At 39.6% G+C, this 25,336-nt stretch carries 25 protein-coding genes; 11 read left to right on the top strand and 14 right to left on the bottom strand.

From position 1 onward, the window contains the following. Positions 1-257: 257 nt before the first annotated feature. Positions 258-2,042: a DUF885 family protein gene (locus tag H4J54_RS18230; protein ID WP_182192367.1), complete on the bottom strand. Its 1,785-nt coding sequence runs from the start codon at positions 2,040-2,042 to the stop codon at positions 258-260. A 476-nt stretch (positions 2,043-2,518) separates the two neighbouring features. On the opposite strand from H4J54_RS18230, the gene H4J54_RS18225 reads away from it, so the two are divergent. After that, positions 2,519-3,535 carry a GGDEF domain-containing protein gene (locus H4J54_RS18225; RefSeq protein WP_182192366.1) on the top strand — a complete coding sequence of 339 codons (1,017 nt, stop codon included), beginning with the start codon at positions 2,519-2,521 and terminating at the stop codon, positions 3,533-3,535. Here the strand turns inward: H4J54_RS18225 and H4J54_RS18220 are convergent. Continuing rightward, on the bottom strand, positions 3,532-3,999 hold the full coding sequence (locus H4J54_RS18220) for a DUF523 domain-containing protein (RefSeq protein ID WP_182192365.1): 468 nt from the start codon (positions 3,997-3,999) through the stop codon (positions 3,532-3,534). The two genes, H4J54_RS18225 and H4J54_RS18220, sit on opposite strands and share 4 nt — an antisense overlap. A gap of 67 nt (positions 4,000-4,066) precedes the next feature. Beyond that, complete coding sequence (locus H4J54_RS18215) at positions 4,067-4,381, bottom strand: DUF3630 family protein (RefSeq protein WP_182192364.1); 315 nt, start codon at positions 4,379-4,381, stop codon at positions 4,067-4,069. Positions 4,382-4,575: 194 nt separating this feature from the next. On the opposite strand from H4J54_RS18215, the gene H4J54_RS18210 reads away from it, so the two are divergent. Beyond that, a complete protein-coding gene (locus tag H4J54_RS18210) occupies positions 4,576-4,875 on the top strand; it encodes a cytochrome c (protein ID WP_182137159.1) in 300 nt (99 codons plus the stop codon). A gap of 82 nt (positions 4,876-4,957) precedes the next feature. Here H4J54_RS18210 and recQ read toward each other — a convergent pair whose 3' ends face one another. Further along, on the bottom strand, positions 4,958-6,757 hold the full coding sequence (gene recQ / locus H4J54_RS18205) for a DNA helicase RecQ (RefSeq protein WP_182192363.1): 1,800 nt from the start codon (positions 6,755-6,757) through the stop codon (positions 4,958-4,960). Positions 6,758-6,884: 127 nt separating this feature from the next. Between recQ and H4J54_RS18200 the strand changes: the two genes are divergently transcribed. Both H4J54_RS18200 and rarD read left to right on the top strand, forming a co-directional pair. Then, a complete protein-coding gene (locus H4J54_RS18200; protein ID WP_182192362.1) occupies positions 6,885-7,340 on the top strand; it encodes a thioesterase family protein in 456 nt (151 codons plus the stop codon). A 91-nt stretch (positions 7,341-7,431) separates the two neighbouring features. Then, the gene (rarD, locus tag H4J54_RS18195; protein WP_182192361.1) at positions 7,432-8,343 is read left to right on the top strand and encodes an EamA family transporter RarD; all 912 of its coding nucleotides are present in this window, start codon (positions 7,432-7,434) and stop codon (positions 8,341-8,343) included. 148 nt (positions 8,344-8,491) lie between these two features. Here rarD and uvrD read toward each other — a convergent pair whose 3' ends face one another. The 6 genes from uvrD to H4J54_RS18165 form a co-directional block, all read right to left on the bottom strand. Beyond that, positions 8,492-10,666 (bottom strand): DNA helicase II, encoded by a 2,175-nt coding sequence (gene uvrD, locus H4J54_RS18190; RefSeq protein WP_182192360.1) that lies wholly within the window; start codon positions 10,664-10,666, stop codon positions 8,492-8,494. Between the two features lie 183 nt (positions 10,667-10,849). Beyond that, positions 10,850-11,575 carry an HAD-IA family hydrolase gene (locus H4J54_RS18185; RefSeq protein WP_182192359.1) on the bottom strand — a complete coding sequence of 242 codons (726 nt, stop codon included), beginning with the start codon at positions 11,573-11,575 and terminating at the stop codon, positions 10,850-10,852. A gap of 11 nt (positions 11,576-11,586) precedes the next feature. Continuing rightward, on the bottom strand, positions 11,587-12,297 hold the full coding sequence (locus H4J54_RS18180) for a DUF484 family protein (protein ID WP_259367061.1): 711 nt from the start codon (positions 12,295-12,297) through the stop codon (positions 11,587-11,589). Next, positions 12,294-13,124, bottom strand: a complete 831-nt coding sequence (gene dapF, locus H4J54_RS18175; RefSeq protein ID WP_182192358.1) for a diaminopimelate epimerase — start codon at positions 13,122-13,124, stop codon at positions 12,294-12,296. The genes H4J54_RS18180 and dapF overlap by 4 nt, the downstream gene beginning before the upstream one ends. Before the next feature lie 17 nt (positions 13,125-13,141). Then, the gene (lysA, locus tag H4J54_RS18170) at positions 13,142-14,392 is read right to left on the bottom strand and encodes a diaminopimelate decarboxylase (RefSeq protein ID WP_182192357.1); all 1,251 of its coding nucleotides are present in this window, start codon (positions 14,390-14,392) and stop codon (positions 13,142-13,144) included. Positions 14,393-14,403: 11 nt separating this feature from the next. Continuing rightward, complete coding sequence (locus H4J54_RS18165; protein ID WP_182192356.1) at positions 14,404-14,589, bottom strand: LPS translocon maturation chaperone LptM; 186 nt, start codon at positions 14,587-14,589, stop codon at positions 14,404-14,406. An 83-nt stretch (positions 14,590-14,672) separates the two neighbouring features. Here H4J54_RS18165 and cyaY point away from each other — a divergent pair, with 83 nt between their 5' ends. The 5 genes from cyaY (at position 14,673) to H4J54_RS18140 (ending at position 19,466) form a co-directional block, all read left to right on the top strand. Then, positions 14,673-14,993 carry an iron donor protein CyaY gene (cyaY, locus tag H4J54_RS18160; RefSeq protein ID WP_182192355.1) on the top strand — a complete coding sequence of 107 codons (321 nt, stop codon included), beginning with the start codon at positions 14,673-14,675 and terminating at the stop codon, positions 14,991-14,993. Between the two features lie 21 nt (positions 14,994-15,014). After that, positions 15,015-15,947, top strand: a complete 933-nt coding sequence (hemC, locus tag H4J54_RS18155) for a hydroxymethylbilane synthase (RefSeq protein ID WP_182192354.1) — start codon at positions 15,015-15,017, stop codon at positions 15,945-15,947. Further along, positions 15,934-16,692, top strand: coding sequence for a uroporphyrinogen-III synthase (locus H4J54_RS18150; protein WP_182192353.1), 759 nt, complete (start codon positions 15,934-15,936; stop codon positions 16,690-16,692). The genes hemC and H4J54_RS18150 overlap by 14 nt, the downstream gene beginning before the upstream one ends. Before the next feature lie 66 nt (positions 16,693-16,758). Next, positions 16,759-18,273: a uroporphyrinogen-III C-methyltransferase gene (locus H4J54_RS18145; protein ID WP_182192352.1), complete on the top strand. Its 1,515-nt coding sequence runs from the start codon at positions 16,759-16,761 to the stop codon at positions 18,271-18,273. After that, positions 18,273-19,466 carry a heme biosynthesis HemY N-terminal domain-containing protein gene (locus H4J54_RS18140; protein WP_182192351.1) on the top strand — a complete coding sequence of 398 codons (1,194 nt, stop codon included), beginning with the start codon at positions 18,273-18,275 and terminating at the stop codon, positions 19,464-19,466. Before H4J54_RS18145 ends, H4J54_RS18140 begins: the two co-directional genes overlap by 1 nt. Positions 19,467-19,549: 83 nt before the next feature. On the opposite strand, the gene arfA is transcribed toward H4J54_RS18140, so the two are convergent. Beyond that, positions 19,550-19,753: an alternative ribosome rescue factor ArfA gene (gene arfA, locus H4J54_RS18135; RefSeq protein WP_182192350.1), complete on the bottom strand. Its 204-nt coding sequence runs from the start codon at positions 19,751-19,753 to the stop codon at positions 19,550-19,552. A gap of 142 nt (positions 19,754-19,895) precedes the next feature. Between arfA and H4J54_RS18130 the strand changes: the two genes are divergently transcribed. Beyond that, positions 19,896-20,582: a DUF2982 domain-containing protein gene (locus H4J54_RS18130; protein ID WP_182192349.1), complete on the top strand. Its 687-nt coding sequence runs from the start codon at positions 19,896-19,898 to the stop codon at positions 20,580-20,582. Between the two features lie 239 nt (positions 20,583-20,821). Here the strand turns inward: H4J54_RS18130 and fre are convergent, their stop codons facing one another. The 3 genes from fre to trxA all read right to left on the bottom strand — a co-directional run bounded on the left by fre (position 20,822) and on the right by trxA (position 23,880). Continuing rightward, positions 20,822-21,517: an NAD(P)H-flavin reductase gene (gene fre, locus H4J54_RS18125; protein WP_182192348.1), complete on the bottom strand. Its 696-nt coding sequence runs from the start codon at positions 21,515-21,517 to the stop codon at positions 20,822-20,824. Between the two features lie 589 nt (positions 21,518-22,106). After that, entirely contained in the window at positions 22,107-23,366 is a 1,260-nt protein-coding gene (rho, locus tag H4J54_RS18120; protein WP_182137176.1) for a transcription termination factor Rho, read from the bottom strand. Between the two features lie 187 nt (positions 23,367-23,553). Continuing rightward, positions 23,554-23,880 carry a thioredoxin TrxA gene (trxA, locus tag H4J54_RS18115; protein WP_126670492.1) on the bottom strand — a complete coding sequence of 109 codons (327 nt, stop codon included), beginning with the start codon at positions 23,878-23,880 and terminating at the stop codon, positions 23,554-23,556. Positions 23,881-24,067: 187 nt separating this feature from the next. Between trxA and rhlB the strand changes: the two genes are divergently transcribed. Further along, the gene (rhlB, locus tag H4J54_RS18110) at positions 24,068-25,333 is read left to right on the top strand and encodes an ATP-dependent RNA helicase RhlB (protein ID WP_182192347.1); all 1,266 of its coding nucleotides are present in this window, start codon (positions 24,068-24,070) and stop codon (positions 25,331-25,333) included. Positions 25,334-25,336 lie beyond the last annotated feature (3 nt).

The raw sequence follows: 25,336 nt of genomic DNA, 5'->3' as shown, positions 1-25,336 counted from the left end.
AATACTGGCGCATATAAAAACCCTCCTAGCCTGTTTGAATATCATCTGAATATCAAATAAAGTACCTTATCTATATAATCACATTTGACTTTATAAAACTCAAATAAGCACAAAGCCAATAAAAATACGAGACGAAAAATGACGAATAAAAGCACCTAAACGGTAAAGTGCAGATACAAGCATAGCTTATTGTAAGCTATCACTTCGTCATCATAATCTCTATAAACTGTGTCTGCTATGTTATCTTTTTTTGCGGATTAATTTACGCTTGATAGCTCTTCCTGCTGTTTAGCCTTTTTGTTTGCAACATATGCAATCATCACATTTTCTAACATGGATAATGGCATCGAGCCATTTTTCAAGACTTGATCATGAAACTCTCTCAAATCAAAGTCTTGACCTAAGGCTTGCTCAGCCATTTTACGAAGCTTTTTAATGGTTAATTCGCCCATTTTATAAGACAAGGCTTGGCCCGGCCAAGAAATATAGCGGTCAATTTCAGTTTTAACGTTGTGCAGCGATAATGCCGTGTTATTAGCTAAATAGTTCATCGCTCGCTCGCGGCTCCAACCCTTAGCATGCATGCCCGTATCAACCACCAGTCGACAAGCACGCCACATTTCATAAGTTAATCGGCCAAAGTTACTATAAGGGCTTTTATAAAAGCCCACTTCTAGGCCCAAATACTCAGAATAAAGCCCCCAACCTTCGCCAAACGCTGAGATATAAGTATTATTTCTAAATTTAGGCACGTTTTGCATTTCTCGGGCAATGGAGCCTTGTAAATGATGACCCGGCACTGCTTCATGTAAGGTTAATGCCTCTAAAACATATAAGGGGCGACGGTCTAAGCGATAAGTGTTGACCCAATAGTTACCTGCCTGATCATCTCGTGATGGTCCAGAGTATCGTCCCGTGGTGTATTTAGGGGCAATGTTAGCGGGCACTTCAACAACGCCGTAAGGTGTGCGCGGTAAGGTTTTAAATAATTTAGGTAATTGAGCATCCATTTTTTTCGCTATAAATGAGGCTTCTTTTAACAAGCCTTCTGGGCTTGTGGCATAAAATTGTTTATCGGTACGCAAAAAATGGACAAAATCAGCAAAACTGCCGGTAAAGTCTAATTGCTGAATAATATTGTCCATCTCGCCTCTAATCCGCTTCACCTCGGCTAAACCTGTGTTATGCACCTCATCCACTGAAAGCGGCAAAGTAGTGTAATGCTGTAACCGATTTAGATAATAATTTTCGCCATTAGGTAAAGAGCTAGCGGCAATGTTACTTCTCGCATTGGGTTGATAACGTTGCACCATATAATCATAGTATTTTTGATAGCTTGGCATAACACTAGCTAAAATAATGTCGGTGGCTTGTGCTTGCAGTTCCAATTTAAGTGCTGGGGGGAAATACGCCGGCAGGGTTAAAAATGGCTGATAATAGCTGCTTAATGTCGCATCTGTTTTTATAAATGCTTGAATCGATTCTTCAAAACCTTGTAAGACTATTTTAGGTTGGGTGATACCCGCTTCAATGCCTTTATCCATCCAGTACATTTGCTGAGAAAAATATTTTTCTAAAGCGCCTAGTCTAGTGAGGTAGTCACGATAATCTTGTTCAGTTTTAAAACTTACTTGGCTTTTTATACGGCTAATCCAAACATGAAAGCCTGACTCCGCCGTTAGCGGCATGTAATGCTCTTTGTTGGTATAACTATCCAATTGATTTTTAATGGTATAGGACAACACAGCATGATTAATGACCTCATCTTGCTGAAGACCTTGAACGGCAACCTGCGCTAAACGTTGATCAATAGCAAGTAACGCTTGATGCTGCTGCTTAAGGGTGTCGGGTGATAAATCAGGTAATTGGCGGTTAGTTTCGCCAGCAATGTCTTGATTAAATGGGCTTTGCAGATCATTAAAGCGCTGATAGTCTTTAATGATCTGTGCAAGATTATGGTTCACTAAGCTCACTTGCAGCTTTGGTGACTGACACGCCATAACAAAAAGAAATACAAATAGGGTGATTGAAAATACTTTCATGACAAGATCTCAAAGATTAATTTACACAGGAAACTCAATAACTAAATACCATAACAAAAGATAAGTATTTATAAAGAAAAGTTTTCTCTGACACGATAATTTTCTCGTTGTGCTTATATACAAGACTTCACGACTAGCGATAACATCTCAAAATAGCCATTTGTGTCAGTGACAAACGGGTCGTTGCACAGATTATTGTTGCTGATTAAGCTCATCTGTTCAGGCAATACTAGATTAAAAACAAAACGATAGATGGTTAAGAACAAACAATGAAAATGCTAGTGCTTTATTACCAAGAGAGTTAGGCTAATAAATAAGCCTTTAATAGCTTACCTGCTGGAAGTTAAGTGAACAATAAACCAGTATAATTAGCTTTATTGTTGTTTTTAATACTTTTTATTGTGGTACTTTCACTGAAATTATTACAGAATAGCTTTCCCGCTATTATTAGCGAATACCATAGATCAAAGGTTGGAATGATGAAGTACCATGACTCTATAGTAACAGCCGAAAAAAAAATGCACGCCGCCATCAAGCAATTGCAGTTATGGCATGTAGCAGCGACGCCGATTAATTACGCGGTGAGTTACGGCTACCTCAATAAACATTCAAAAGCACTTAATGCCGCCATTGAAAAACAATTAGCTGCGGTTAAAAAGCTTGATAACTTCTTTTTAGAACAAATATATAGCCAATATATTTTAGTGCAAAGTGCCTTTCGAGGTGAGTTAATTGACGATCTTGATGAAGTATTAATCGATTTACAAGCCCATAGTCAACAGTCTTCCTCTTGCACAAAACGATTAGTAACTCAATTAGATGATAATATGGTGCGTTTAAACTCGACGGATAAAGACGAAATATTTATTGCGATTAAAAAAATCCGCCAAACTACTCAAGAGTTCAAACTTGAACAAGAAAAAATTGTTCAGCAATTACTGGTATCAAAACAGTCAACTGAGGCATTGCGCTCAGAATTAGAAGATGTAAAAAAAGAAATTTATTTAGACCCTTTAACGAAATTATATAATCGTAAAGCTATGGCAAAGCATTTAGAGCTTTGGTGCTCTGCTGATCCTGATCAGCAGGTGGCGGCGATAGTCATTAATATCGATCAATTTTCTCAGATGAATGAAAGTTTAGGGCCACTGATCAGTGACGTGCTACTGACAAAAATAGCTAATAAAATTAGCAGTTACGTCGATGAAAGTGGCTTACCGATAAGATCGGCTGGCGATGAGTTTTTGATTTTACTGCCGGATGTTGAACGCAGCATGGCTGGCGAAATTGCTGAAAAAATTCGACAAAGTGTAGAAAAATTAAGATTTATCAGCAGTAAATCAGGTACTCGTTTGCCACAAATAACCCTGAGTATGGGGGTCAGTGATTATAATGTCGCCACAAGTGCTAATAACATCATTAGCCAGACCCGTGCACTGATTAACCCGCAAGCTAAGCGCCGAACTAATTTCGTTAATATCGCGAATAGTTAGCTCAGTGTTAGCTCGCTAATGAGTTTGGTGAGGTTTTTCTCTGAAAATACTTTTATGCCGTTTGCTCTTAAGATAGTGGTGGTAATACCTTGCCCCGGTATCTTCTGTTGATTGAACTGGCCATTGTAAATACTGGAACTGCCACATGACGGACTAGATTCTTTTAATAGTGCATAACGAATATTATGTTTTTGGCAGAGCAATAACGCCTGATTAGCGCCTTGTTCAAAAGCATGGCTGACATCATGACCCATAATCGTTTTCACGATTATTTTTTCGCCAATAATTCGAATTTCTGCTGGCGCTCTTGGTGTGGTTAATCCGCCAGCTAACTCCGGACAAATAACCACTAAGCGCTGCTCTTTTTTCCAAGCTATCAGCGTGGTATGAGTTAATAAATTATCACCACCATCATATCTGACTTTATTGCCTAAAAAGCAGCTACTGATGAGGATTTTTTCCATTACTTTTTTAACCCTATATTTTTAAATTAATATTATGCTGTGATTAAATAACATGACTGAAAGTCTACTAAGATCCTGATGACAACAGCAGCTTAATTTCCTGCAGTCCAGTGCGGTCTTGCGCTGTAATACACTCGAGCCAACAAGCATGACTGTACTCTTCAAAGTTGAGTAAAAACTCATAGTCACTATACTTTATTCTTAAACAATACAGGTCTGCACCTTGTAAAACCTCTAACACTTTTGCCGATGCACTGAGCAAAACATGATCAATAATTGCTACTTTATCATCCATAGTCCATTCAAGATTAAAACTAAGCTGTAATATGGTCGGATTTATTTCCTCAACCTTGATGATTTCTATATTATTTTTTATTGGCATATAATTTTCTTCTTAGTTTAAGTTCAGTTAAGTTAACCGTAATCAGTTGCTTAAAACTTGTCTTAGCGCCTCAAAATATTAGTTAAACTTTCATCCTGATACGATCATAAAAAAAGCCACGACAACAGTATACTTTTTACATATAATCAACCGAGGATCCTTTAAAAATTATTGACCAAAGAGAGATAATATTTATGAAAAAATTTACTTTAGCCATTGCTGCTACTGTTATGATGGCTTCACCTGCATTCGCTGGTGACGCAGCTGCCGGCAAAGCAAAAACTGCCATGTGTTCAGCTTGTCATGGTGCTGCGGGTATTTCCGCTATTCCAATGTATCCGAACCTTGCCGGCCAGAAAGAAGCTTACCTAGCTCAGCAATTAAAAAACTTTAGATCAGGCCAACGTAAAAACGCCGTAATGGGCCCAATGGCTATGGCATTATCTGACGACGATATTGCTAACATTTCAGCATACTACTCAAGTCTTAAATAGCCTTAATTTTTTAGGTTAAAAAAGCGCTATTAGGCGCTTTTTTTGTTTCTGCCTTTTATCGCCGCTTGTTCTCGCTTAGGTTTTAGTTTTGGTGCTGTTTAATCAAAGAGAGAAACGGTTCACCATAGCGTGCAAGCTTAGTGTCACCAATACCACTGACATTAAGCATTTGTCTTGCAGTTAAAGGTTTTACTCTGGCCAATTCAGCTAATGTGGCATCGTTAAAAACAATAAACGGCGCTATGTCTTCAAGAGTCGCTATTTCTTTACGCAATGATCTTAGCTTTGCAAATAACGCTCTATCGTAGACTTTATCGCGTTTATTGCCTTGCCAATAGCTCGCTTTTTGTAAACGAGGAGTGGCCAACATCAGCGGCTGTTGTCCTTTCAAAACCCCACCGGACGCTTGTGTTAAACATAAGTTCGACTGAGCAGCGATATCTTGTTGTAAATAGCCTAAATGAATCAATTGTCGTACGATTGAAAACCAATAGCTGGGTGTTTTGTCGCTGCCAATACCAAAAGTGGATACTTTGTCATGACCCAAGGCAATAATTTTATCATTAAGTTCAGCCCGTAAAACTGCAATAACATGCTCAATATCACCATTGCCTTCAATTCTATAGACACAAGAAAGCACCATTTGCGCCGCTTTTGTCGCGTCAAATTGACTCGGTGGATCCAAGCAAATATCACAGTTACCGCAACTTTTTTCAGTAAACTCGGCAAAGTAGTTCAATACCACTCTACGCCGACAGGTTTGCGCATCAATAAAACCTCGCATGGCTTGAAAACGCTGTAATTCAACGTTAACGCGTTGTTCATTTTCACCTTCTACAATACGCTTGCTAATACGTTCAACGTCTTTTTCATCATAAAGAAAAAGCGCCTCTGCGGGTAAGCCATCACGCCCAGCACGACCTATTTCTTGATAGTATGACTCTAAAGTTCTTGGGGGCTCAAAGTGAATAACAAAACGCACGTTGGATTTATTAATGCCAAGCCCAAAAGCCACGGTTGCGACCACTATCTGAATATCATCTTTGGCGAATTTATCTTGAATAATATTACGAATGTCAGACTCTAATCCGGCATGATAAGCGGCACAATTAATGCCCGTTTGTGCTAAATTTTTCGCTAGTTTTTCAACTTGCCAACGGCTATTACAATAAATGATGCCACATTCGTCTTTGCGCTTGTTGATATAACCCATAACTTGTTGCTCACCTTGATATTTATCTGCCAAGGTAAAACGAATATTAGGTCTATCAAAACTATCAAGGTGAATGTAGGGATCATGCAAAGCCAATTGTTGTAAAATATCTCGGCGTGTTGTCACATCCGCTGTTGCGGTTAACGCCATCACAGGCACATGTGGAAAATTTTGCTTTAGCAAATGCAATTGTGTGTACGCGGGGCGAAAATCATGCCCCCATTGCGATATACAATGAGCTTCATCAATCGCAAATAAACTGATGTTGAGTTGCGATAAACCTTGAATAAAATAATAATTTTTTAGCCGTTCAGGGGCAACATAAAGTAGCTTTATTTCACCTTGACCTAAACGTCGAAATATATCGTTAATGGTCTCAGTATCGAGTGAGGAGTTTACGTAAGCCGCTGATATTCCTTGACTAACCAGACCGTCAACTTGATCTTTCATTAATGCAATTAAGGGTGAAACAACAATAGTGACACCCGGCATTAAAGTTGCTGGCAGCTGATAGCACATTGATTTTCCGCCACCAGTGGGCATTAATACTAAGCTGTCACGGCCCTGAAGTGCATAATTAATAATTTCTTCTTGGCCAGCACGAAAGCTCTGATAACCAAAATGATGTTTAAGAGCTTCAGTTAATCTTGTAGGGGAAATGGCTTGCAACAGACAATCTTCATTGGGTGAAATCGACCAACATTTTAACGCAGTAACACCTTTGTGCGGAGATTTATTTTCAATATCAGCATAATTATTGTTATTCTTTTACCTCATCGGGCCAAAAGGAAAGTTTATGACACATGAAGAGACGTTTATGCAGCTTGCTCAATATTGGAACCAAGCCATGCCATTTAACAAGCTATTAGGCTTAGAAATTACCCAATTTAATAGCCAAGAGTCGGTTGTTAGTATTGTCTGGGACGACAAGCTAATTGGTAATCCGGAACAAAAAATACTGCATGGCGGCGTCACGGCTTCAGCGCTTGATCTTGCCGGTGGCGTTGTTGCTGCCGCAAATATTCTGACTCAGTTAGCTGAATTATCACCCGAAATAATTGCACAAAGCTTAAGTCGTTTGAGCACTATTGATTTACGGACCGACTTTTTAAGACCGGGACGTGGAGAAAAATTTATTGCGACAGCAAAAATCATTCGTAGTGGCAGCAAGGTGGCAGTCGCCCGCATGGAGATGCATAACGAGAAAGGTGACCATATTGCCTTTGGCACTGGTACTTATATGGTGGGATAAAAAAAGCCATCACGAGTATTAACATGGGTTGTTTAGCCCAACAATGCTATTATGATTATTATCTCACCAACCTCAACCCATAATTGATTCCATGCCAATATCTGAAAAAACTGCCTTACGTGGCGGTATTATTAGTGCCGTTAGTGCCTATACTATGTGGGGTGTCGCGCCACTATATTTCAAACTAATAGACCATATTAACGCGGATGAAATTTTAGTACATCGCGTGGTTTGGTCGACCGTTTTATTAATCTTAGTCGTGCTGCTGACCAAAAGATCGCGCAATTTTATTGCCACCATTACTCAACCCAAAATAGTCATGCGATTAACCATTTCAGCGACACTGCTTGCCGTGAATTGGTTTATGTTTATTTGGGCGGTTAACAATGGCCATTTACTTGATGCCAGCCTAGGTTATTACATTAATCCACTTTTCAGTGTGGCGTTAGGGGTTATATTTCTAGGTGAACGCTTGCGACCTTGGCAGTTATTTGCCGTTGGACTCGCCTTTATAGGTGTGATGATTCAACTCTTTATGGTTGGGTCACTACCGATGATTTCATTAGCACTGGCTGCCACTTTTGGTACTTATGGCTTATTACGCAAAACCATGCCTTTAGACTCATTTGTCGGCTTACTGATCGAGTCTCTGATGATGTTACCGATTGCCTTGATTTATTGGTTAGTATTTTTAAAAACAAGTACAACCAATATGTTAGACAACGATATGTCATTAAATATGCTCTTGGTTTGTACCGGTATTGTCACTACCGCGCCCTTGTTATGCTTTTCTGCTGCAACAAAACGTATGACCTTAACGGCGTTAGGATTTTTTCAATACATTGGCCCAAGCATCATGTTTATTTTGGCAACGTTTTATTACCAAGAGCCATTATATTTTGCTAAATTAATTACTTTCGCTTGCATCTGGACTGCATTAGCCATATTTAGTTTTGATTCAGTAAAAGCTAGAAGACGTGCGATAAAAACAGCCACAACATAGTGAGAAGAAATAGTGCAGAAAGTGATAGATTAGAAAGTTTTATCTGTCAGAGGTGTTTTAAACAGCGTTAATAGCCGCCCTAATGTTAGGCCGTTGCAACTGATGTCAAACTCGTTGCAACGGTTAGTCAGTGTAATGTCTTGGGAATTTACAGTGTTTCTAAGTTCGCGTAAGCAACAACAAGCCACTTGCAACCCACGTCAGCAAAGTTAACTTGGATACGACTTTGCGGACCACTACCTTCGTAGTTTAATACCACACCATCACCAAACTTTTTATGACGAACATTTTGGCCAAGTTTAAAGCCGGAATTGCCAAATGTTTCTAAGGTCAGGGCCGATGAGAATTTCCCTGTTGTGACGGGTTTCTTCACTTGATTTTGCAGACGAATTGCCTCTGTACAATCGTCAGGTAGTTCTCTCAAAAAGCGACTTGGCTTGTGATTTTTTTCCTGACCATACAATCGACGGCTTTCTGCATGGCATAAATATAACTTTTTCATCGCCCGGGTCATACCGACATAGCACAAACGTCGCTCTTCTTCTAAGCGACCATGGTCTTCAACCGACTGCTGCGAAGGAAACATGCCTTCTTCTAAACCAGCAATAAAAACCAATGGAAACTCTAAGCCTTTAGCCGAGTGCATGGTCATTAATTGGACCGCAGGTTCATGATCATCGGCTTGTGACTGACCTGATTCTAGCGCTGCATGGGTTAAAAAAGCGGTAAGTGGGCTTTGTTCTTCTTCCAGCTCTGGGTCAACCTCAAAAGTTTGACAAGCGTTAACTAGCTCATTTAAGTTTTCAATACGAGCTTCGGCACGCTCACCTTTTTCGGCTTGATACATCGCCTTTAAGCCTGAGTGTTGAATAACATAGTTGGCTTGCTGGTCAAGATTTAACTTGCTTGAGTCGTCTTCTAGCTGCTCAATGACATTGATAAACTGTTGAATAACTTTGGCACTTCGGCCTTTGAGTTCTTTATTTTGCACCATATGTTGGCAGGCTTGCCACAAGGTACATTCTAAGTTTCTCGCGCCATCACGCACTAAACTTAAGGTTTGATTACCAATGCCACGGGTTGGGGTATTAATGACCCGTTCAAAGGCTGCATCGTCATCACGATTATTTAATAAGCGTAAGTAAGCCAGCGCATCTTTAATTTCTTGACGTTCAAAAAATCGTAAACCACCATATATACGGTAGGGTAATTGCGCTTGAATTAAGGCTTCTTCCATTAAACGTGATTGGGCATTACTGCGATATAAAATCGCAATATCATCAAGTGAACCATCATCTTTTTGCCAATCAGCAATGCGTCCGGCAATAAAACGTGCTTCATCTATTTCATTGAATGCAGTATAAATCGATATTTTTTCACCGGCATCATCTTCGGTCCATAAATCTTTGCCTAGACGATTATTATTGTTGTCAATCAGCTGATTAGCGGCTTTGAGAATATTGGCAGATGAGCGATAATTTTGCTCAAGTTTAATCGTTTTTGCGCCATCAAAGTCTTGCAAAAAACGTTGGATATTTTCAATTTTTGCGCCACGCCAGCCATAAATAGATTGGTCGTCGTCACCGACAATCATGACCTTGCCACTTTTTTGACCTAACAAGTTTAACCAAGCATATTGAATCGCGTTAGTGTCTTGAAACTCATCAACTAAGACATGAGCAAAGCGCTGTTGATAATGCTGTAATAATTCTGGATTATTTAACCAAAGCTCATGGGCGCGAAGTAATAATTCGGCGAAGTCGACTAAACCTGCACGGTCACAAGTGTCTTGATAAACCCGATAAACTTTAACAAAAAGTTCTTCTGTTACGTCATGTTGGGCATCAATATGTTGCGGGCGTAAACCTTCATCTTTTTTACCATTGATATACCAAAGAAATTGTTTGGGAGGCCAGCGTTTTTCATCAAGCTCTAACGAGCGCACAATGCGCTTAATCATGCGTAGCTGATCGTCTGAGTCAAGCACTTGAAAACTTTGTGGCAATTTCGCTTCTTGAAAATGCATACGCAATAAACGATGCGCTAAGCCATGAAAAGTACCAACCCACATGCCTTGTACATTACCATCAACGGTTTGTTCAACACGGGCTCGCATTTCAGCCGCCGCTTTATTGGTAAAAGTAACGGCTAAAATACTATGAGGAGATGCGTGTTCAACCTTCATTAACCAAGCAATACGTTGCACTAAAACCCGGGTTTTACCGCTACCGGCACCGGCAAGCACCAGCATATTTTGTAGTGGTGCAGCAACAACATCTCGTTGTTTATCGTTCAACGACTCAAGTAATTCAGAAACATCCATAGCGAGGTAAAATCAAAAAGCGAAAATATAACCCTATCATAGCAAGTTCAGCACTATTTTGATAACGCTATCCTTATGCCAAGCTAACTAATAAAGTGATCAACTGGGCATTAATTTGTCTTCAGGCTAGTTTTTTACTGTATTGCTTAAAATTTATTAGTTAAAAGTAATAAATACAATAATTTATGTCAATATTTTGGCGAGCTGCTCAATATTGTCAAGCGCAAGGGTTGGGAGAACTTTTAGTGGTTTACCGACTTTATATGGGTTTAACCAGACGGTTTGACAGCCAGCATTAATAGCACCAAAAACATCATTTTTACCACAATCGCCGACATGTAGTAGTTGTTCAGGGCGAATTTGCAAAGCCATACAGGTTTTATCAAACATATCGCGGTCAGGTTTTAATTTGTTGTCAATCGAGGCATGAAAGTGTTCAGTAAAGTATTTTGCGATACCTATTTTTTGGGTATCAACATTACCGTTAGAAATAGCCACTAGCGGCATCTTGCGCTGCAGAAAGCTCAGAAAATCATGGGTCTGTTGCGGTAAAGTAAAGTTACTACGTTGCTCAACAAAATAAGCTAAAGCGGTAGCGGCGAAAATATTGGCCTCTATACTTGTTAAGCCAAGCGATAGTGCGCCTAGGTAATAAGTTTTTTCTCGCAATAAGCCAACGTCATGCTGTAGTTCTGGTGATTGTACGATAACTTGCTGGCGAAAAGGCCACCAAAAGCTAAAATCAAAACGATATAAGTGGCTATCAATGCCATAATCACTCAAGCTTTTGTTTAAATAAGCGCCCATCTTTCTATCGGTCGCCACCATAATCGGTTGATTGCTGTACAGGGTATCGTCTAAATCAAAGCTAATCGCATGAAAAGGGTGTAATCGGCGATAAAATCTCACAATGTTTCTACCTAATAGATATGTTGATGTAAAAGTTTTGCCACCAATTTTTTAAATTGGTTTAGCAGTAAGGTATCCATGCGCGGATCAAAATGCTCAGCATCTCGGCTACTAATGGCCAAAAAACCTATATCTTCTTGGTTGTGCGTCAGTCGTACTAAAACCACTGACCCAGAGCTTGCTTGAGCAAAAATTAATGCTTGTTCACTTTGTTGTAAGCGGCCAAAATAGTATTCATCTTTACTTAATCGGCTGGCCATTATTTCTGCGCAATTATCAGTAATTAAAGCACTGTGATTGACCGCGACCGGCTTTATTAACCATACTTTAAAGGCGTCAAACGATAACAACTCAGTGGTAGCCTGATGCAAACAATCAAGTAATTCTGCTGCGGTTGTGCAATCGAGTAAACGTAAATAAAGATCGCTGTATAAGGCAAATAATTGTTCATTTTGGCTTGCGATCACCATGAGTTGGGTGATTTCTTCTTCCAAATTATGAATTTTTTCACGTTGTTGTAACAATTGACGCTCAACTAAAGAAATAGCGCCACGTTGATGATCTGGCAACCTTAAGCCGGTAACAAATTCGGCTTGACGATTAAAAAACTCAGGATGTTGTTGCAGATAGCTAACAATTAATTCATCGGTTAGTTGTATTTCATCAGCTGATTTTAGGGTCTGTTCACTTGCTTGCATCACTTTATTTTTATCTTTATTCATAGATTTATTTGCCCATCGAACACATGCACAGCGGGACCTGTCATTTTGACCGAATTACCTGGGCCTTTCCAAAAAATCTTCAACTGCCCCCCAGGTAAATCAACCAAGACTTGTCGATTAAGTTTCTTTTGCATCTGGCCAACAACAACAGCAGCACATGCGCCACTACCACAAGCGAGTGTTTCAGCAGCACCACGTTCATAAACCCGCAGTTTAATATATTCAGCTGACACCACTTCCATAAAGCTAATATTCGCTTGTTGAGGAAAACGTTCATGCAATGACAAAGCTTTGCCCAATTGCTCTACGGGTGCTTCTTTGACATTATCTACTGTTAAAACGCAGTGCGGGTTGCCCATTGACACAACACCACAAAGCACGGTTTCGTCATCGCTACGCAGAATATAAGTGCCTTCTGCTTTTTGCGCGGTAAACGGAATTTTTGCTGGTTCAAATTGTGGTACCGGCATATTGACCGACACATTGCCGTCACGCTCAATAAACAAGGTCATTTTTCCTGATTGCGTTGACACTTTTATTTTATGTTTATTCGTTAAACCTTTTAAGCGGACAAATTTCGCAAAACAACGTGCGCCATTGCCACATTGCCCAACTTCACTGCCATCGGCATTAAAAATTCGATAATGAAAATCTAAATCTGGATCATAAGGAGGCTCAACAATGAGCACTTGATCAAAACCAATACCAAAATTTCGATCGGCCAACTGTTTAATTTGCTCATTCGATAAAAAAACATTTTGGGTGACATTATCGATGACGATAAAATCGTTACCTAAACCGTGCATTTTAGAAAAATTGATTAACATTTACATCCAATCTCACACTATAAAGGTAATAAGCTTTCACCTAGCCACAATTGGCTTAAGGTTTCGCGTTTTCTGACTAAATAACTTGCGCTGCCGTCCACCATCACTTCAGCAGCACGTGGCCGACTATTGTAATTTGAACTCATGGTAAAACCATAGGCACCAGCACTGCGTATGGCGAGTAAGTCGCCCGCACTTATCGCCAGCGCTCGATCCTTACCCAGAAAATCACCGGTTTCACATATTGGGCCAACCACATCATATTGCGCACTGGTCACATCATCACGTTGTTCAACCGGAATAATCGCCTGCCAAGCCTGATATAATGCCGGTCTGATCAAATCATTCATTGCCGCATCAACAATAGCAAAATTACGCTCTTCACTGACTTTGATATATTCTACTTCGGTCACCAAAATACCGGCATTGGCCATGATGGCTCGGCCCGGTTCATAAATAAGGGTTAGATCACGACCCGTTAACTTTTGTGCAATCGCTTTGGCATATTCTTTAGGGTGAGGCGGCTGCTCGTCGTCGTAACAAACACCTAAACCACCACCTACATCGATATGCGATAATGTAATACCTTGTTCGGCTAAGGTGTCAACTAAGTTTAATACCCGATCGAGTGCGTCTAAAAAGGGGGCAATTTCGGTCAGCTGTGAACCAATATGGCAATCAACCCCTTGAATATTAATATGAGACAAGGTGGCGGCGTATTGATATAACTTAGGCGCTTGCTCAATACTAATACCAAACTTATTCTCTTTTAAACCCGTTGAAATATAAGGGTGTGTGCCGGCATCAACATCAGGATTAACCCGTAATGAAATGGGCGCCATTTTGTTTAACCCTTGCGCGACAGATTGGATACGGTCTAACTCTGCCGCTGATTCAACATTAAAACAGTAAATACCCAAATTTAGTGCGTAAGCTATTTCTTCAGAGGTTTTACCGACACCTGAAAACACGACCTTTTTTGCATCGCCGCCGGCTTCAATCACCCGCATCAACTCGCCTTGTGAGACGATATCAAAGCCTGACCCTAACCGGGCCATGACATTTAAAACCGCAATATTACTATTGGCTTTAACGGCATAACAAACTAGATGTGGGCGCTCTCCAGCCGCTTGGTCAAAAGCATGCCAATGGCGCTCAATAGTCGCTCGAGAATAGATATAAAGTGGTGTTCCGTATTGCTTTGCTAATTCAGCAACCGAACAGTGCTCAGCGTATAATGAATGTTGTTTACGATTAAAAAAGTCCAATGCCGTTCTTCCTAAGGTTCTAAATTGCTTTTATCAGTTTCTTGGCTTGTTTTTGGTAAGTTCTCTTGCTGTTGCTGAGGAGTTTGATATAAAGGGCCTTTAATGCCGCAGCCTGTTATGGTGACTAAACTAAGCAAACAGAAGAAAGTAATTGCAATTTCTTTACGCATAATTGATTTATTCGATTTTTTTCCCATGATAGACGTTTTATAATGCCATGACCAACAAATACCAAGCAAAGATTAAACAATCTTAAAGTGCAGGTAAAAAGGAACCGTTAATGAATGATAGTCAGTACAACTTAGCCGCAGAAAACATCTTACTAGCGATAGAAGAAGCCATCGAAAATTGTGGTAGCGATATCGATTATGAAGGTGTTGGCGGGATGTTAACCCTCACCTTTAAAAATGCCAGTAAAATCATCATCAACAAGCAAGCACCTTTACGTGAAATTTGGGTAGCAACGAAATTTAATGGCCACCATTTTCACTTTGAAAATGACCAGTGGTTTGATAAACGTGGCGGCGGTGAGTTATGGCAGTTTATGTCTAACGCGGTCAGCAAACAAGCAGAAGAAACTATTGTCATTGCTGAGCAATAAATATTGAATAAGGTAACTGAAATGACCCAACAAACCGTACGTATTGCAACGCGTAAAAGCGCGCTGGCGTTATGGCAAGCAGAATATGTTAAGGCAAAACTTGAGCATTTTCATCCGGGTATCCAGGTTGAATTAGTGCCCATGACGACCAAAGGTGACATTATTCTGGATACGCCACTCGCCAAGGTTGGCGGAAAAGGCTTATTTGTTAAAGAACTTGAAGTGGCAATATTAGAAGACCGTGCTGATATTGCCGTGCATTCAATGAAAGATGTACCGGTTGAGTTTCCAGAAGGCTTAGGGCTAGAGGTTATTTGTCCGCGCGAAGACCCGCGTGACGCTTTTGTTTCTAACACTATTGATAGCTTGGCTGATTTACCCCAAGGTGCGATTGTGGGGACATCAAGTTTACGTCGTCAATGTCAAATTAAAGCCCTGCGACCCGACTTAACTATTCGCGACCTACGTGGTAACGTCAATACTCGGCTTAAAAAGCTCGATAATGGTGAATATGACGCCATAATTTTAGCTGCAGCTGGGCTTATTCGTTTGGAAATGCCGGAACGTATTCGAGAGTATATTGCGCCAGAGGTAATGTTACCGGCGAATGGCCAAGGTGCAGTGGGTATCGAATGTCGCATTGACGATGTTACTATTAAAGCACTGTTAGCCCCACTAGGCTGTGAAGAAACTCGTCTTCGCGTAGTAGCAGAACGTGCGATGAATCGCGCGCTTGAAGGCGGTTGTCAGGTACCTATTGGCAGTTATGCTGTGCTTAAAAATCAAGAGATATATTTACGTGGTTTAGTCGGCTCGATTGATGGCAGTGAAATATTAACCAGTGAAATTCGTGGCCACATTAACCAAGCCGCGCAATTAGGTAATCAGCTAGCTGAGCAATTATTGGCTAAAGGTGCTGGCAAAATTCTTCGTCAGGTGTATGACCAAGCATAAGCTTAAAATATTAATCACGCGCCCTGAAAAAGCTGGGCGCGATCTACAAGATTGCCTGCAACAACAGGGCTATCAAAGTTATTGTCAGCCGTGCTTTGATTATCAAGACGGTGCCAGCCTTGAGCAATTACAAATATTACAAAGTCAACTGACTCGGCCACTGGTCATATTTATTAGCGTCGCAGCAGTAGAGTTTGCTAATAAACTGATGCCAATATCCTTATGGTCGACAAAAGAAGTTATTGCGGTTGGGGCTGCCACTGAGCGAGCATTAAAAACTTTAGGCATAAGCGTCTTAGTCCCTGCAAAGCATAATAGCGAGGGGCTGTTGGTGTTGCAGCCATTACAAAACGTGCAGGCAAAAGACGTGCTCATTGTCCGTGGTGATGGCGGCCGAGAACTTATCGCAGAAGATTTGCGACAGCGTGGTGCCTCGGTACATTATTTTGAAAGTTATCGGCGTGTTTGGCGAAGTTTCTCGCCAGAAGTCATCAAAACATGGCATCAACAGCAGATAAATTGTATCTTAATCACTAGTAACGCTTTGCTAGAATTCATAGTAAACTTAATTGATAACTCAGACAATTACTGGCAAGAGCAATGTCTGTGGATTGTGGCAAGTAATAGAATTGCGCTCAAAGCTAAAGAAATAGGTATTAGCCGAATAATAAATGCCAATGGTGCCAATACCACTGCTATTATTAATGCACTAGCCTATGAGCAGGAATTAAGTCACACCAAGTAATATAACAGCATATTAGCCTAATATATTTAATGTGCGTAGCGCCAACATGTAAGATGGGATCAGTTCATGAGCGATAAAAAACCACCCGAGCAAACCAAAGCCGATAATAATACTGCAGCGGTCGACAAGCACGTTGAACAACAAGTTGACTTATCTGCGTCAAGCAATGTTAGCTCACCGTTAGCAGCGTCTTCGAATAAACCGGCAACGGCTGATAATCCAGAAAAATCTCCAGATAAAGCTGAAAATATAACTGAAGCTAAAACAAAGGCCACTGCTGCACAAAGCACCAGGGAGACTCAGCCATCATCAAATAAAAACCATGATAAGAGCACAGCACCTGTGAAAAATAGCGCATCTAGCACATCAAGTAAGTCGACAACTGTCGGTACGGCAACGCGGGCAGAAAAAAGCACAGCAAGCCATGCTAAGCAAAGTACGCAGAAAACTTCAAAAACGGCAGTGGTAGCCTTAATTATTGCATTATTGGCTATAGCTGCCAGTGCGGGTCATTATTATTGGAGTGAACAACAAAAAGCTCAATATAGCTTACAACTTAATGAGCTTGTAAAGCGCCAATTAGTCGAAAATCAGCAGCAAATTTCCCAACAACAGTTAGACAATAAACAGCGTATTGCTGAGCAATTTTCACAAAGTAAACAAGCCAATACTGCGGAGCTAAACGCGCTGCGTAAAAACCTTGAACAAGGTGATAATCTGACAAAAAGTCACAGTGAAGCGCTGGCACAATTACAGCAGCAAGTGGCAAGTTTAGGTAACAATCAACCTAGTGATTGGTTGTTACAAGAAGCGGAATACCTTATTCGAGTAGCGTCAAGAAGCTTGTGGTTAGAAAAAGAAACCAGTGCCGCTATTAGCTTACTTAATGACGCCGACTTACGTATTAAACAATTAAATGACCCCCAGTTTTTCGCCTTACGTCAAATTATTCAGCAGGATATCGCCAAGCTAGTATTACTACCGACACTAACAACAGATAACGCTATTTTAAAACTGATGACACTGGCTCAACAAACTCAGCAATTACCGTTAATAAAGACTCATACTTCAGCAAATAATGACCAAGAAATCGATGATGAATTAAGCGAAAATGCGAGTGATTGGCGGGAGAACCTTGCTAAAACATGGCACAGTATCACGGCTAAATTTCTTACTATTAGTAAAAAATCAGCAGATTCGAAGCCATTAATGTCTCCCGATTTTAGACAAAATTTACGTGAAAATTTAAACTTGAAGTTACAAACTGCCATATGGGCAGCCAGTAAAATGAATCAAGAAATTTATCAGCAATCGCTAAATGAAATTAATCATTGGCTCAAAGATTATTTTGATATGAGCGATATTGGTAACCAGAACTTCTCAAATATTATTCTAGAGTTACAAAACGAAGTTATTAGCGCTGAATACCCGAATAGATTAGATTCTCTAGCAGCCGTTAGACAGTTATTATCTAATAAAAAGCAGCTTGTGATACCTTCGAAAGAAAAGCCTAGTGCGGCTGAAGTATTAACAGAAACCGTCACTGAGCCGGTTGCTGTTGATCAGCAAGAGGGCGCGTAATGCTAAAAATAATTATACTGATCGTGTTCATCATCGCATTAGTCGCGGTTGCTCCAACACTTATTAGTGACCCTGGTTATATGCAAATATCCTTTGGTGGAACTGTGATAGAATCGACTGTGGTTGCTGGCGTTATCATGCTAACGCTGATTTTTATTACCTTACTGCTTAGCCTTAAATTTTTCCGTGGCGGGCTAAATTTTAGCTTCGCCGCTTGGAATAAAATTGCTTTTGCTAGTCGTCGACGTGCGCTGAAAGATTTTAACCAAGGCATCGCAGCCTATGTGTTAGGTGACTATAAACAAGCAGAGCACTTATTAGCTAAATCATCAGCTAAGGCATCATCTTTTGAGCAAATCGCTTACCTTGTTGCCGCAGATGCTGCGCAAAAACAAGCGTTAAAACCAAACACAGACCACTATTTATCCTTGCTAGAACAAACCACTAGCAGCTTAAAAGACCCAGGATTAGAAACGGTATTAATTAAAATTAAATTACTGATCGGTCAGCATAATTACCCACAAGCACGTACAGTGATCGATCAATACCATAAGCATATTGGGCATGACGCACGGCTGTTATCGTTAGAAATAGAGTTAAGCTTAATTGAACAGCGTTTTGACTATGTTATTAAGCAGTTAAACACCGTGGAAAAACAAAAATCTATTAGTCCAAAAACTATCACGCAATGGCAACAGCAAGCGTTTTACGGCGCCTTTAATAGTCAAATTAAACAACATGATAATAATGCTTTGATGGATTATTATCAGCAACTGCCGAAGAAAGTGAAGCAGTTAGAAACAGTCGTGCTTGCTTATTGTCAGGTCTTGGCAGAAAACCAAGTTAATGCACCTTTAGCCAAATTATTATTACCCATAATAAAGAAAGGGGCGGCAATTAACCTGTTAAAAGCGGTCAGAACATTACCTATTACCCAAGCTGATGAGCTAATGGCGGCGGCACAGAAACACTTACACAGTGCGCCAAAAAATGCCCTTTGGTTGTCATTGGTTGCCCACTTTGCCAAGGTTTCACAGCAATGGCTGTTAGCAGAAAAGGCATTTAATAGCTTAGTCAACTTGGAAGAGCAGCATTATGATAAAGTCGATTTATTGGCTTTTTCACAAGTCCTTGAACACCAAGGTCAACTTGAAAAGGCGAATCAAGTCCTGAGAAAAATTCACGCATTATGACTCGCGGCTAACAGGTACTGATCAGCAGTAGGTAAATATATAAAGCTTAAAGCCCTATTTAATAATGGTTATAACCTAAGGGCTTAAACCGCTATTAAATAGGACTCTTGTCCTTTATGTTTTTGTGTTCTTTGATAAGCACCCTTACCTTTTTTAGCGGTAACTATTTGCTGTTTATACAATCTTGACGTAACAACAGCCGCTAAAAAATTATCTTTAATGACCCCACGGCCTAATTCACAACCACCTTGATTTTTTTGGTGTTTTTTTACTTTAGTCTTTGTCATATGAGTTTACCTTTTACTTGGTTTATTAAGTTAAATTACTACAAAATTATTGCTTCGCAGCCAAAACGCGCAAAGTATATACGAATCAAAAAATTATGCACAAATTTTAAATAAGATTAATTAATTACCATCATAAAAACTTATGAAAAAAAATAATAATGTCATAAAAATTAAAGCCATCGCCCGTCATCATGGTTTATTTATCACCTTAACTGGGTTTATAGCTTTACTTATTATGGCTTGGCTATGCAGCTATTATTGGCAGCAAGCCCGCTTTCCTTTAATGTTTATGGTCCTCGCTTGCTTAGTGACGATATTTATCGGTTTACTAAAGTTAGCTGAACCAGCACACAGTTTGATCCTAACAGCTGAAACCTTAACTTTTCATCATCGTCATGGTCGTTGGCAACTTAATTGGCAACAGATCCGCAACATACATTGCGTGACCAATACGGTCGGCATCAGCCGTGAAGAATTAAATTACGTTGGCATAAAACTAAGTTCGATAGATAGCATAGCAAACAATATCTCGCTGCGTTTAGCCAACCGGATGATTCACGAACAAAAGCCCCTGATTCACTATTGTATTAAGCATCAATTGCTAACCTTTGAGCAAGGTATTTTAAATTTTGAACCTTACGTTTTAAAAGATGGTAGCATCATTAAAGGGCCATTAGCCGCTTTTTTGCATCATAGTGAGATATTACATCATGCACTTGGCGCGCACCTATTTATTGCCGCAAGCAATTTAAATGGCTCAATTGACGACTTTGTATTTTTGGCAAATACTTACTTAGCTAATGCGAAAGGGCCTATTATTAATTTTTAGCTTTGTTTAATTTGTAACAACTGAAATTGAATTATTCATTATTCGCTTAACCTCACCTTTGGCACCTACACTTTATATCTGTTCCATGAGGTTTGTGATCTAGTTGTGCGCAGAAAATAAATTAAGGGTGGTGTTAATTGTTTTAGACTAAACCCAAGTATTCACGTCCATGTGCTCACCAGAATAACCCTAGGCTATTTTAACCACTAAAAGTGGCCAATAATTTAATAAAATTGTTATTAAATAAAAGCAAAGGCATCAGCATACATATGTTCAATTAATGCGCCTTGTTTAACAAAGTCTTCACGCACGGCAGCGACCATTTCAAAACGGCCTGCTAAGTAAATGTCATAATCGACTAAGTTGTTAACTTCTGCCATTACCACTTTATGTACCATGCCTGTGCGACCTTGCCAATTTTCATTCGGTGCTTCAATTACGGGGGTAAATTTACCCTTGGGTAACTTATTAATGATGGCCGCTGTTTGCTCTAGCTCATAACACGCACTTGGGTCACGTAAGCCCCAGTAAACGATAACTTCACGTTCAGAATGCTGTAATGCTAAATATTCAAACATAGATTTTATGTATGAAAATCCTGTACCACCGGCAATAAGTAATAACGGGCGTTTACTTTCTTCGCGTAATTGTGCATTACCCAACGGCATTTCGATGGTAACTTCAGTGTTGGCTTTAATGTGCTCAATAACTTGCATTGGATAACTGTCTGAGCCAAACGCACCAATTTGTAATTCAATTAATTGTGCACCCGGGGCACTAGCAATTGAAAAAGGGCGTTTATCATCGTCACTCATTACAAAATTTAAGTATTGTCCGGCAGAAAAATCAACAGGCTGACTTGGCTTTAAAAGCGCCTTATAAACATGCTCTGTTAATGGTGTTAACGACGCTACCTGACATGTAATTACTTTCATTTATTTTGTACCTTATTACTGCCTGCTTGTTGTTTTGCTACAGTATTATTAGTGTATGAGTTACAGCAATTAGACTAACTAAATACTGGTTTTAAATGGTCTGACTAAGAGACTTTAGTTTTGCTAATTTCTCTAATTAATTGGTGAAATCTATTAAACCATTCTATTATAATTTGACCAAAAATTTGTCGGTATTATAACGGTTGAACGATAAAACCCCTAATTGATAGTAATATCATGTAAATTATTTTTTTGACTTGATCGTCATTGCAATATTAAAGCTGCTTTATATCCGCTCGATTGATGCTGATATGACAGTTCCTAGCGAGCTCGATAATGAATCCTATATTACTCGACTACTTTACATCTATCTAAGAGCATCGCTTCTGGGCATGTATCTCGAGATAAAATAACAAAAGCATATTATTGAGCAATAGCGGGCGAGGGTGATTGAAAGTAACACGGATATCAAATATTTAGGCCAACTTAGCAGTCGCAATTATTTTTCAATTACATAAGAAGGTAATTTTATTGCTGATATAAAAATGCCAGCAAATGCTGGCATTATTAAACAATGTTTATCTCGGTATTACTGGCGCTTCATCGAATCAAAAAACTCATTATTAGTTTTTGTCATCGCCAGTTTATCAATCATGAATTCCATCGCGTCAATTTCACCCATTTCATGGACAATTTTACGTAATATCCACATTTTTTGTAATTCATCAGGCTTAGTTAATAGCTCTTCACGACGTGTGCCACTGCGGTTAAAATGAATGGCTGGGAAAACACGTTTTTCCGCAATTTTGCGTGATAAGTGTAATTCCATATTACCAGTGCCTTTAAACTCTTCGTAGATCACTTCATCCATTTTAGAGCCGGTATCAACAAGGGCTGTTGCTATGATGGTTAAGCTACCACCTTCTTCAATATTACGCGCTGCACCGAAAAAGCGTTTTGGACGATGTAAGGCATTGGCATCAACACCACCGGTTAATATTTTACCTGATGATGGAATAACCGTATTGTACGCACGTGCTAGTCGAGTAATTGAATCCAGTAAAATAACTACATCTTTTTTATGTTCAACTAAACGTTTTGCCTTTTCAATAACCATTTCTGCTACTTGAACATGACGACTCGCTGGCTCATCAAAGGTAGAAGCAATAACTTCACCTTTAACTAAGCGCTGCATTTCTGTTACTTCTTCTGGGCGCTCATCAATCAGTAATACCATTAATTCAGCATCGGGGTGATTATGGGCAATGCTTTGGGCAATATTTTGTAGTAATAAAGTTTTACCCGCTTTTGGTGGCGCAACGATCAAACCACGTTGTCCTTTACCAATCGGTGAAGCTAAATCTAACACACGTGCGGTAATATCTTCAGTCGAACCGTTACCGCGTTCCATCGTCATACGGTTGGTTGGGTGAATAGGTGTTAGGTTTTCAAAAAGAATTTTATTACGAGAATTTTCAGGTCGATCAAAGTTAACTTCATTAACTTTTAATAGTGCAAAATAACGTTCGCCATCTTTTGGTGGGCGAATTTTACCGTTAATAGTATCGCCGGTACGCATGCTAAATCGGCGTATTTGGCTTGGTGATACATAAATATCATCAGGACCGGCTAAATAAGAAGAATCTGCTGAGCGCAAAAAGCCAAAGCCATCTTGTAGAATTTCTAAAACACCACTACCAAAAATATCTTCACCACTTTTAGCATGGGCTTTTAAAATGGCAAAAATAATGTCTTGCTTGCGATTACGAGCCAAATGCTCCAATTTCATTGATTCTGCGAGCTGAATTAGTTCGCTGATCGACTTTTCTTTAAGTTCATTAAGATTCATAGTGGTGGGTTCTTAGACTATTTAGGTTGTTATGCTGCGCCGTTTGGCGATTTAGGATGTTTGAGTATGGTTTTGAGATGTTCTTTTGTTCGAAATCTAAATTTAGCATTAAAAAGCAAAGCCGTAAAGGATCACTTAGTTGATCTTTAGCTAAAAAACAAAAAGGCCCGATTATTCGGGCCTTTTTTTATAAATTCTTATCAATAAACTCTTTTAATTGAGTTTTTGATAACGCACCAACTTTAGTGTCAGCGACAACGCCATCTTTAAATAGTAACAGCGTAGGAATACCACGAATGCCATATTTAGGTGGAGTGTTAGAATTTTGATCAATGTTTAATTTACCGATAGTTAATTTACCAGCATATTCTTCAGCAACGTCATTTAACAACGGCGCGATCATTTTACATGGACCACACCATTCAGCCCAAAAATCAACTAGGACTAAACCTGATGCATTGATTACATCAGTGTCAAAACTATCATCTGTTAACTGAACAATTTTATCGCTCATTTATATCTCCATTAAAGGTGGCCTATCGCCAATTGGTTAAGATTATACCTTCATCACCATCAATTACCAACATTGATATATAACAGTTATCGACGTTTTATTTCAAAATCAACTAATGCTATCAATTTATTAAGGCTTTTATGTGAATCTAATTTTTATTAATAGCGTAACCTGTTAAGCTAGCGGTATGAAAAAAACACACTTAACAGAAATAAAGTTCTCCGAACTTAAGCTCGAGCCTACCGTGGTAAACGGCCTCGAATCAATGGGCTTTGAATATTGTACTGCAATTCAAGCAAAGTCTCTTCCTATACTCATGACGGGCAAAGATATTGCCGGTCAAGCGCAAACTGGTGAAGGTAAAACTATTGCCTTTTTAGCGGCAACATTTCATCATTTATTACAGAAAAAAGATGTTAGCCACAATCAACCGCGTGCCTTAATTATGGCGCCAACACGTGAGCTTGCTATTCAAATTCATCGCGATGCCATTGAAATGGCAAAAAGTACCGGGTTACGCCTTGGTATTGTATATGGTGGTGAAGGTTACGAAAGTCAACGCCAAGAACTTGAACAAGGTGTAGATATTTTGATCGGCACTTGTGGTCGCTTACTTGATTACTTAAAACAAGGTATTTATAACCTTAGTAATATCGAAGTTGTGGTACTTGATGAAGCTGATCGTATGTTCGATTTAGGTTTTATTAAAGACATTCGTTATATGTTTGGAAAAATGCCGGCAGCGAATGAGCGTTTAAGTATGCTATTTTCTGCTACCTTATCTTTTCGGGTTAAAGAATTAGCTTTTGAACACATGAACGATCCTGACAGTGTTGAAGTAGAACCCGACCAGAAAACCAATGTTCGTATTTCTGAAGAGCTATTTTATCCTTCTAACGAAGATAAAATGTCTTTACTACAAACATTGATTGAAGAAGATTGGCCAGATAAAGCGATTATTTTTGCCAATACTAAACATGTTTGTGAAAAAATATATGCCCACCTTGAAGCGGATAATATTCGCGTTGGTATGCTTACCGGTGACGTTATTCAAAAGAAACGTCTGAAGATTTTAGAGCAATTTACCGCGGGGCAACTTGATGTTTTAGTCGCTACCGATGTAGCGGCACGTGGTTTACATATTGAAGCCGTGACTCATGTATTTAATTTCGACTTACCTGATGATTGTGAAGATTATGTACATCGTATTGGCCGTACAGGTCGAGCGGGTGCTACTGGCCATGCCATTAGCTTAGCATGCGAGCAATATGTTTTTAATTTACCCGCAATTGAAAGCTACATTGATCATTCATTACCTGTCAGTAAATATAATCATGATGCACTATTGACCGACTTACCAAGACCTAAACCACGCCCGCGTCGTCATAAGCCTCACAATGGTGGCCAAAATCGAAGCCGCAATCCAGGTACTAGGCCTCAAAGGAACAGCTAATTA

The organism is Colwellia sp. MB3u-8, assembly GCF_014076985.1.
Classification (GTDB): Bacteria; Pseudomonadota; Gammaproteobacteria; order Enterobacterales; family Alteromonadaceae; genus Cognaticolwellia.
Note: the sequence above shows the minus strand (reverse complement) of the source record. Positions and strands in the feature narration are given on the sequence as shown.

What these genes read in the sequence shown, in the direction of transcription:
- H4J54_RS18230 (WP_182192367.1), bottom strand. Translation starts at nt 2,042, where the DNA reads ATGAAAGTATTTTCAATCACCCTATTTGTATTTCTTTTTGTTATGGCG.
- H4J54_RS18225 (WP_182192366.1), top strand. Translation starts at nt 2,519, where the DNA reads ATGATGAAGTACCATGACTCTATAGTAACAGCCGAAAAAAAAATGCAC.
- H4J54_RS18220 (WP_182192365.1), bottom strand. Translation starts at nt 3,999, where the DNA reads ATGGAAAAAATCCTCATCAGTAGCTGCTTTTTAGGCAATAAAGTCAGA.
- H4J54_RS18215 (WP_182192364.1), bottom strand. Translation starts at nt 4,381, where the DNA reads ATGCCAATAAAAAATAATATAGAAATCATCAAGGTTGAGGAAATAAAT.
- H4J54_RS18210 (WP_182137159.1), top strand. Translation starts at nt 4,576, where the DNA reads ATGAAAAAATTTACTTTAGCCATTGCTGCTACTGTTATGATGGCTTCA.
- H4J54_RS18200 (WP_182192362.1), top strand. Translation starts at nt 6,885, where the DNA reads ATGACACATGAAGAGACGTTTATGCAGCTTGCTCAATATTGGAACCAA.
- rarD (WP_182192361.1), top strand. Translation starts at nt 7,432, where the DNA reads ATGCCAATATCTGAAAAAACTGCCTTACGTGGCGGTATTATTAGTGCC.
- uvrD (WP_182192360.1), bottom strand. Translation starts at nt 10,666, where the DNA reads ATGGATGTTTCTGAATTACTTGAGTCGTTGAACGATAAACAACGAGAT.
- H4J54_RS18180 (WP_259367061.1), bottom strand. Translation starts at nt 12,297, where the DNA reads ATGAATAAAGATAAAAATAAAGTGATGCAAGCAAGTGAACAGACCCTA.
- dapF (WP_182192358.1), bottom strand. Translation starts at nt 13,124, where the DNA reads ATGTTAATCAATTTTTCTAAAATGCACGGTTTAGGTAACGATTTTATC.
- H4J54_RS18165 (WP_182192356.1), bottom strand. Translation starts at nt 14,589, where the DNA reads ATGGGAAAAAAATCGAATAAATCAATTATGCGTAAAGAAATTGCAATT.
- cyaY (WP_182192355.1), top strand. Translation starts at nt 14,673, where the DNA reads ATGAATGATAGTCAGTACAACTTAGCCGCAGAAAACATCTTACTAGCG.
- hemC (WP_182192354.1), top strand. Translation starts at nt 15,015, where the DNA reads ATGACCCAACAAACCGTACGTATTGCAACGCGTAAAAGCGCGCTGGCG.
- H4J54_RS18150 (WP_182192353.1), top strand. Translation starts at nt 15,934, where the DNA reads ATGACCAAGCATAAGCTTAAAATATTAATCACGCGCCCTGAAAAAGCT.
- H4J54_RS18145 (WP_182192352.1), top strand. Translation starts at nt 16,759, where the DNA reads ATGAGCGATAAAAAACCACCCGAGCAAACCAAAGCCGATAATAATACT.
- H4J54_RS18140 (WP_182192351.1), top strand. Translation starts at nt 18,273, where the DNA reads ATGCTAAAAATAATTATACTGATCGTGTTCATCATCGCATTAGTCGCG.
- arfA (WP_182192350.1), bottom strand. Translation starts at nt 19,753, where the DNA reads ATGACAAAGACTAAAGTAAAAAAACACCAAAAAAATCAAGGTGGTTGT.
- H4J54_RS18130 (WP_182192349.1), top strand. Translation starts at nt 19,896, where the DNA reads ATGAAAAAAAATAATAATGTCATAAAAATTAAAGCCATCGCCCGTCAT.
- fre (WP_182192348.1), bottom strand. Translation starts at nt 21,517, where the DNA reads ATGAAAGTAATTACATGTCAGGTAGCGTCGTTAACACCATTAACAGAG.
- rho (WP_182137176.1), bottom strand. Translation starts at nt 23,366, where the DNA reads ATGAATCTTAATGAACTTAAAGAAAAGTCGATCAGCGAACTAATTCAG.
- trxA (WP_126670492.1), bottom strand. Translation starts at nt 23,880, where the DNA reads ATGAGCGATAAAATTGTTCAGTTAACAGATGATAGTTTTGACACTGAT.
- rhlB (WP_182192347.1), top strand. Translation starts at nt 24,068, where the DNA reads ATGAAAAAAACACACTTAACAGAAATAAAGTTCTCCGAACTTAAGCTC.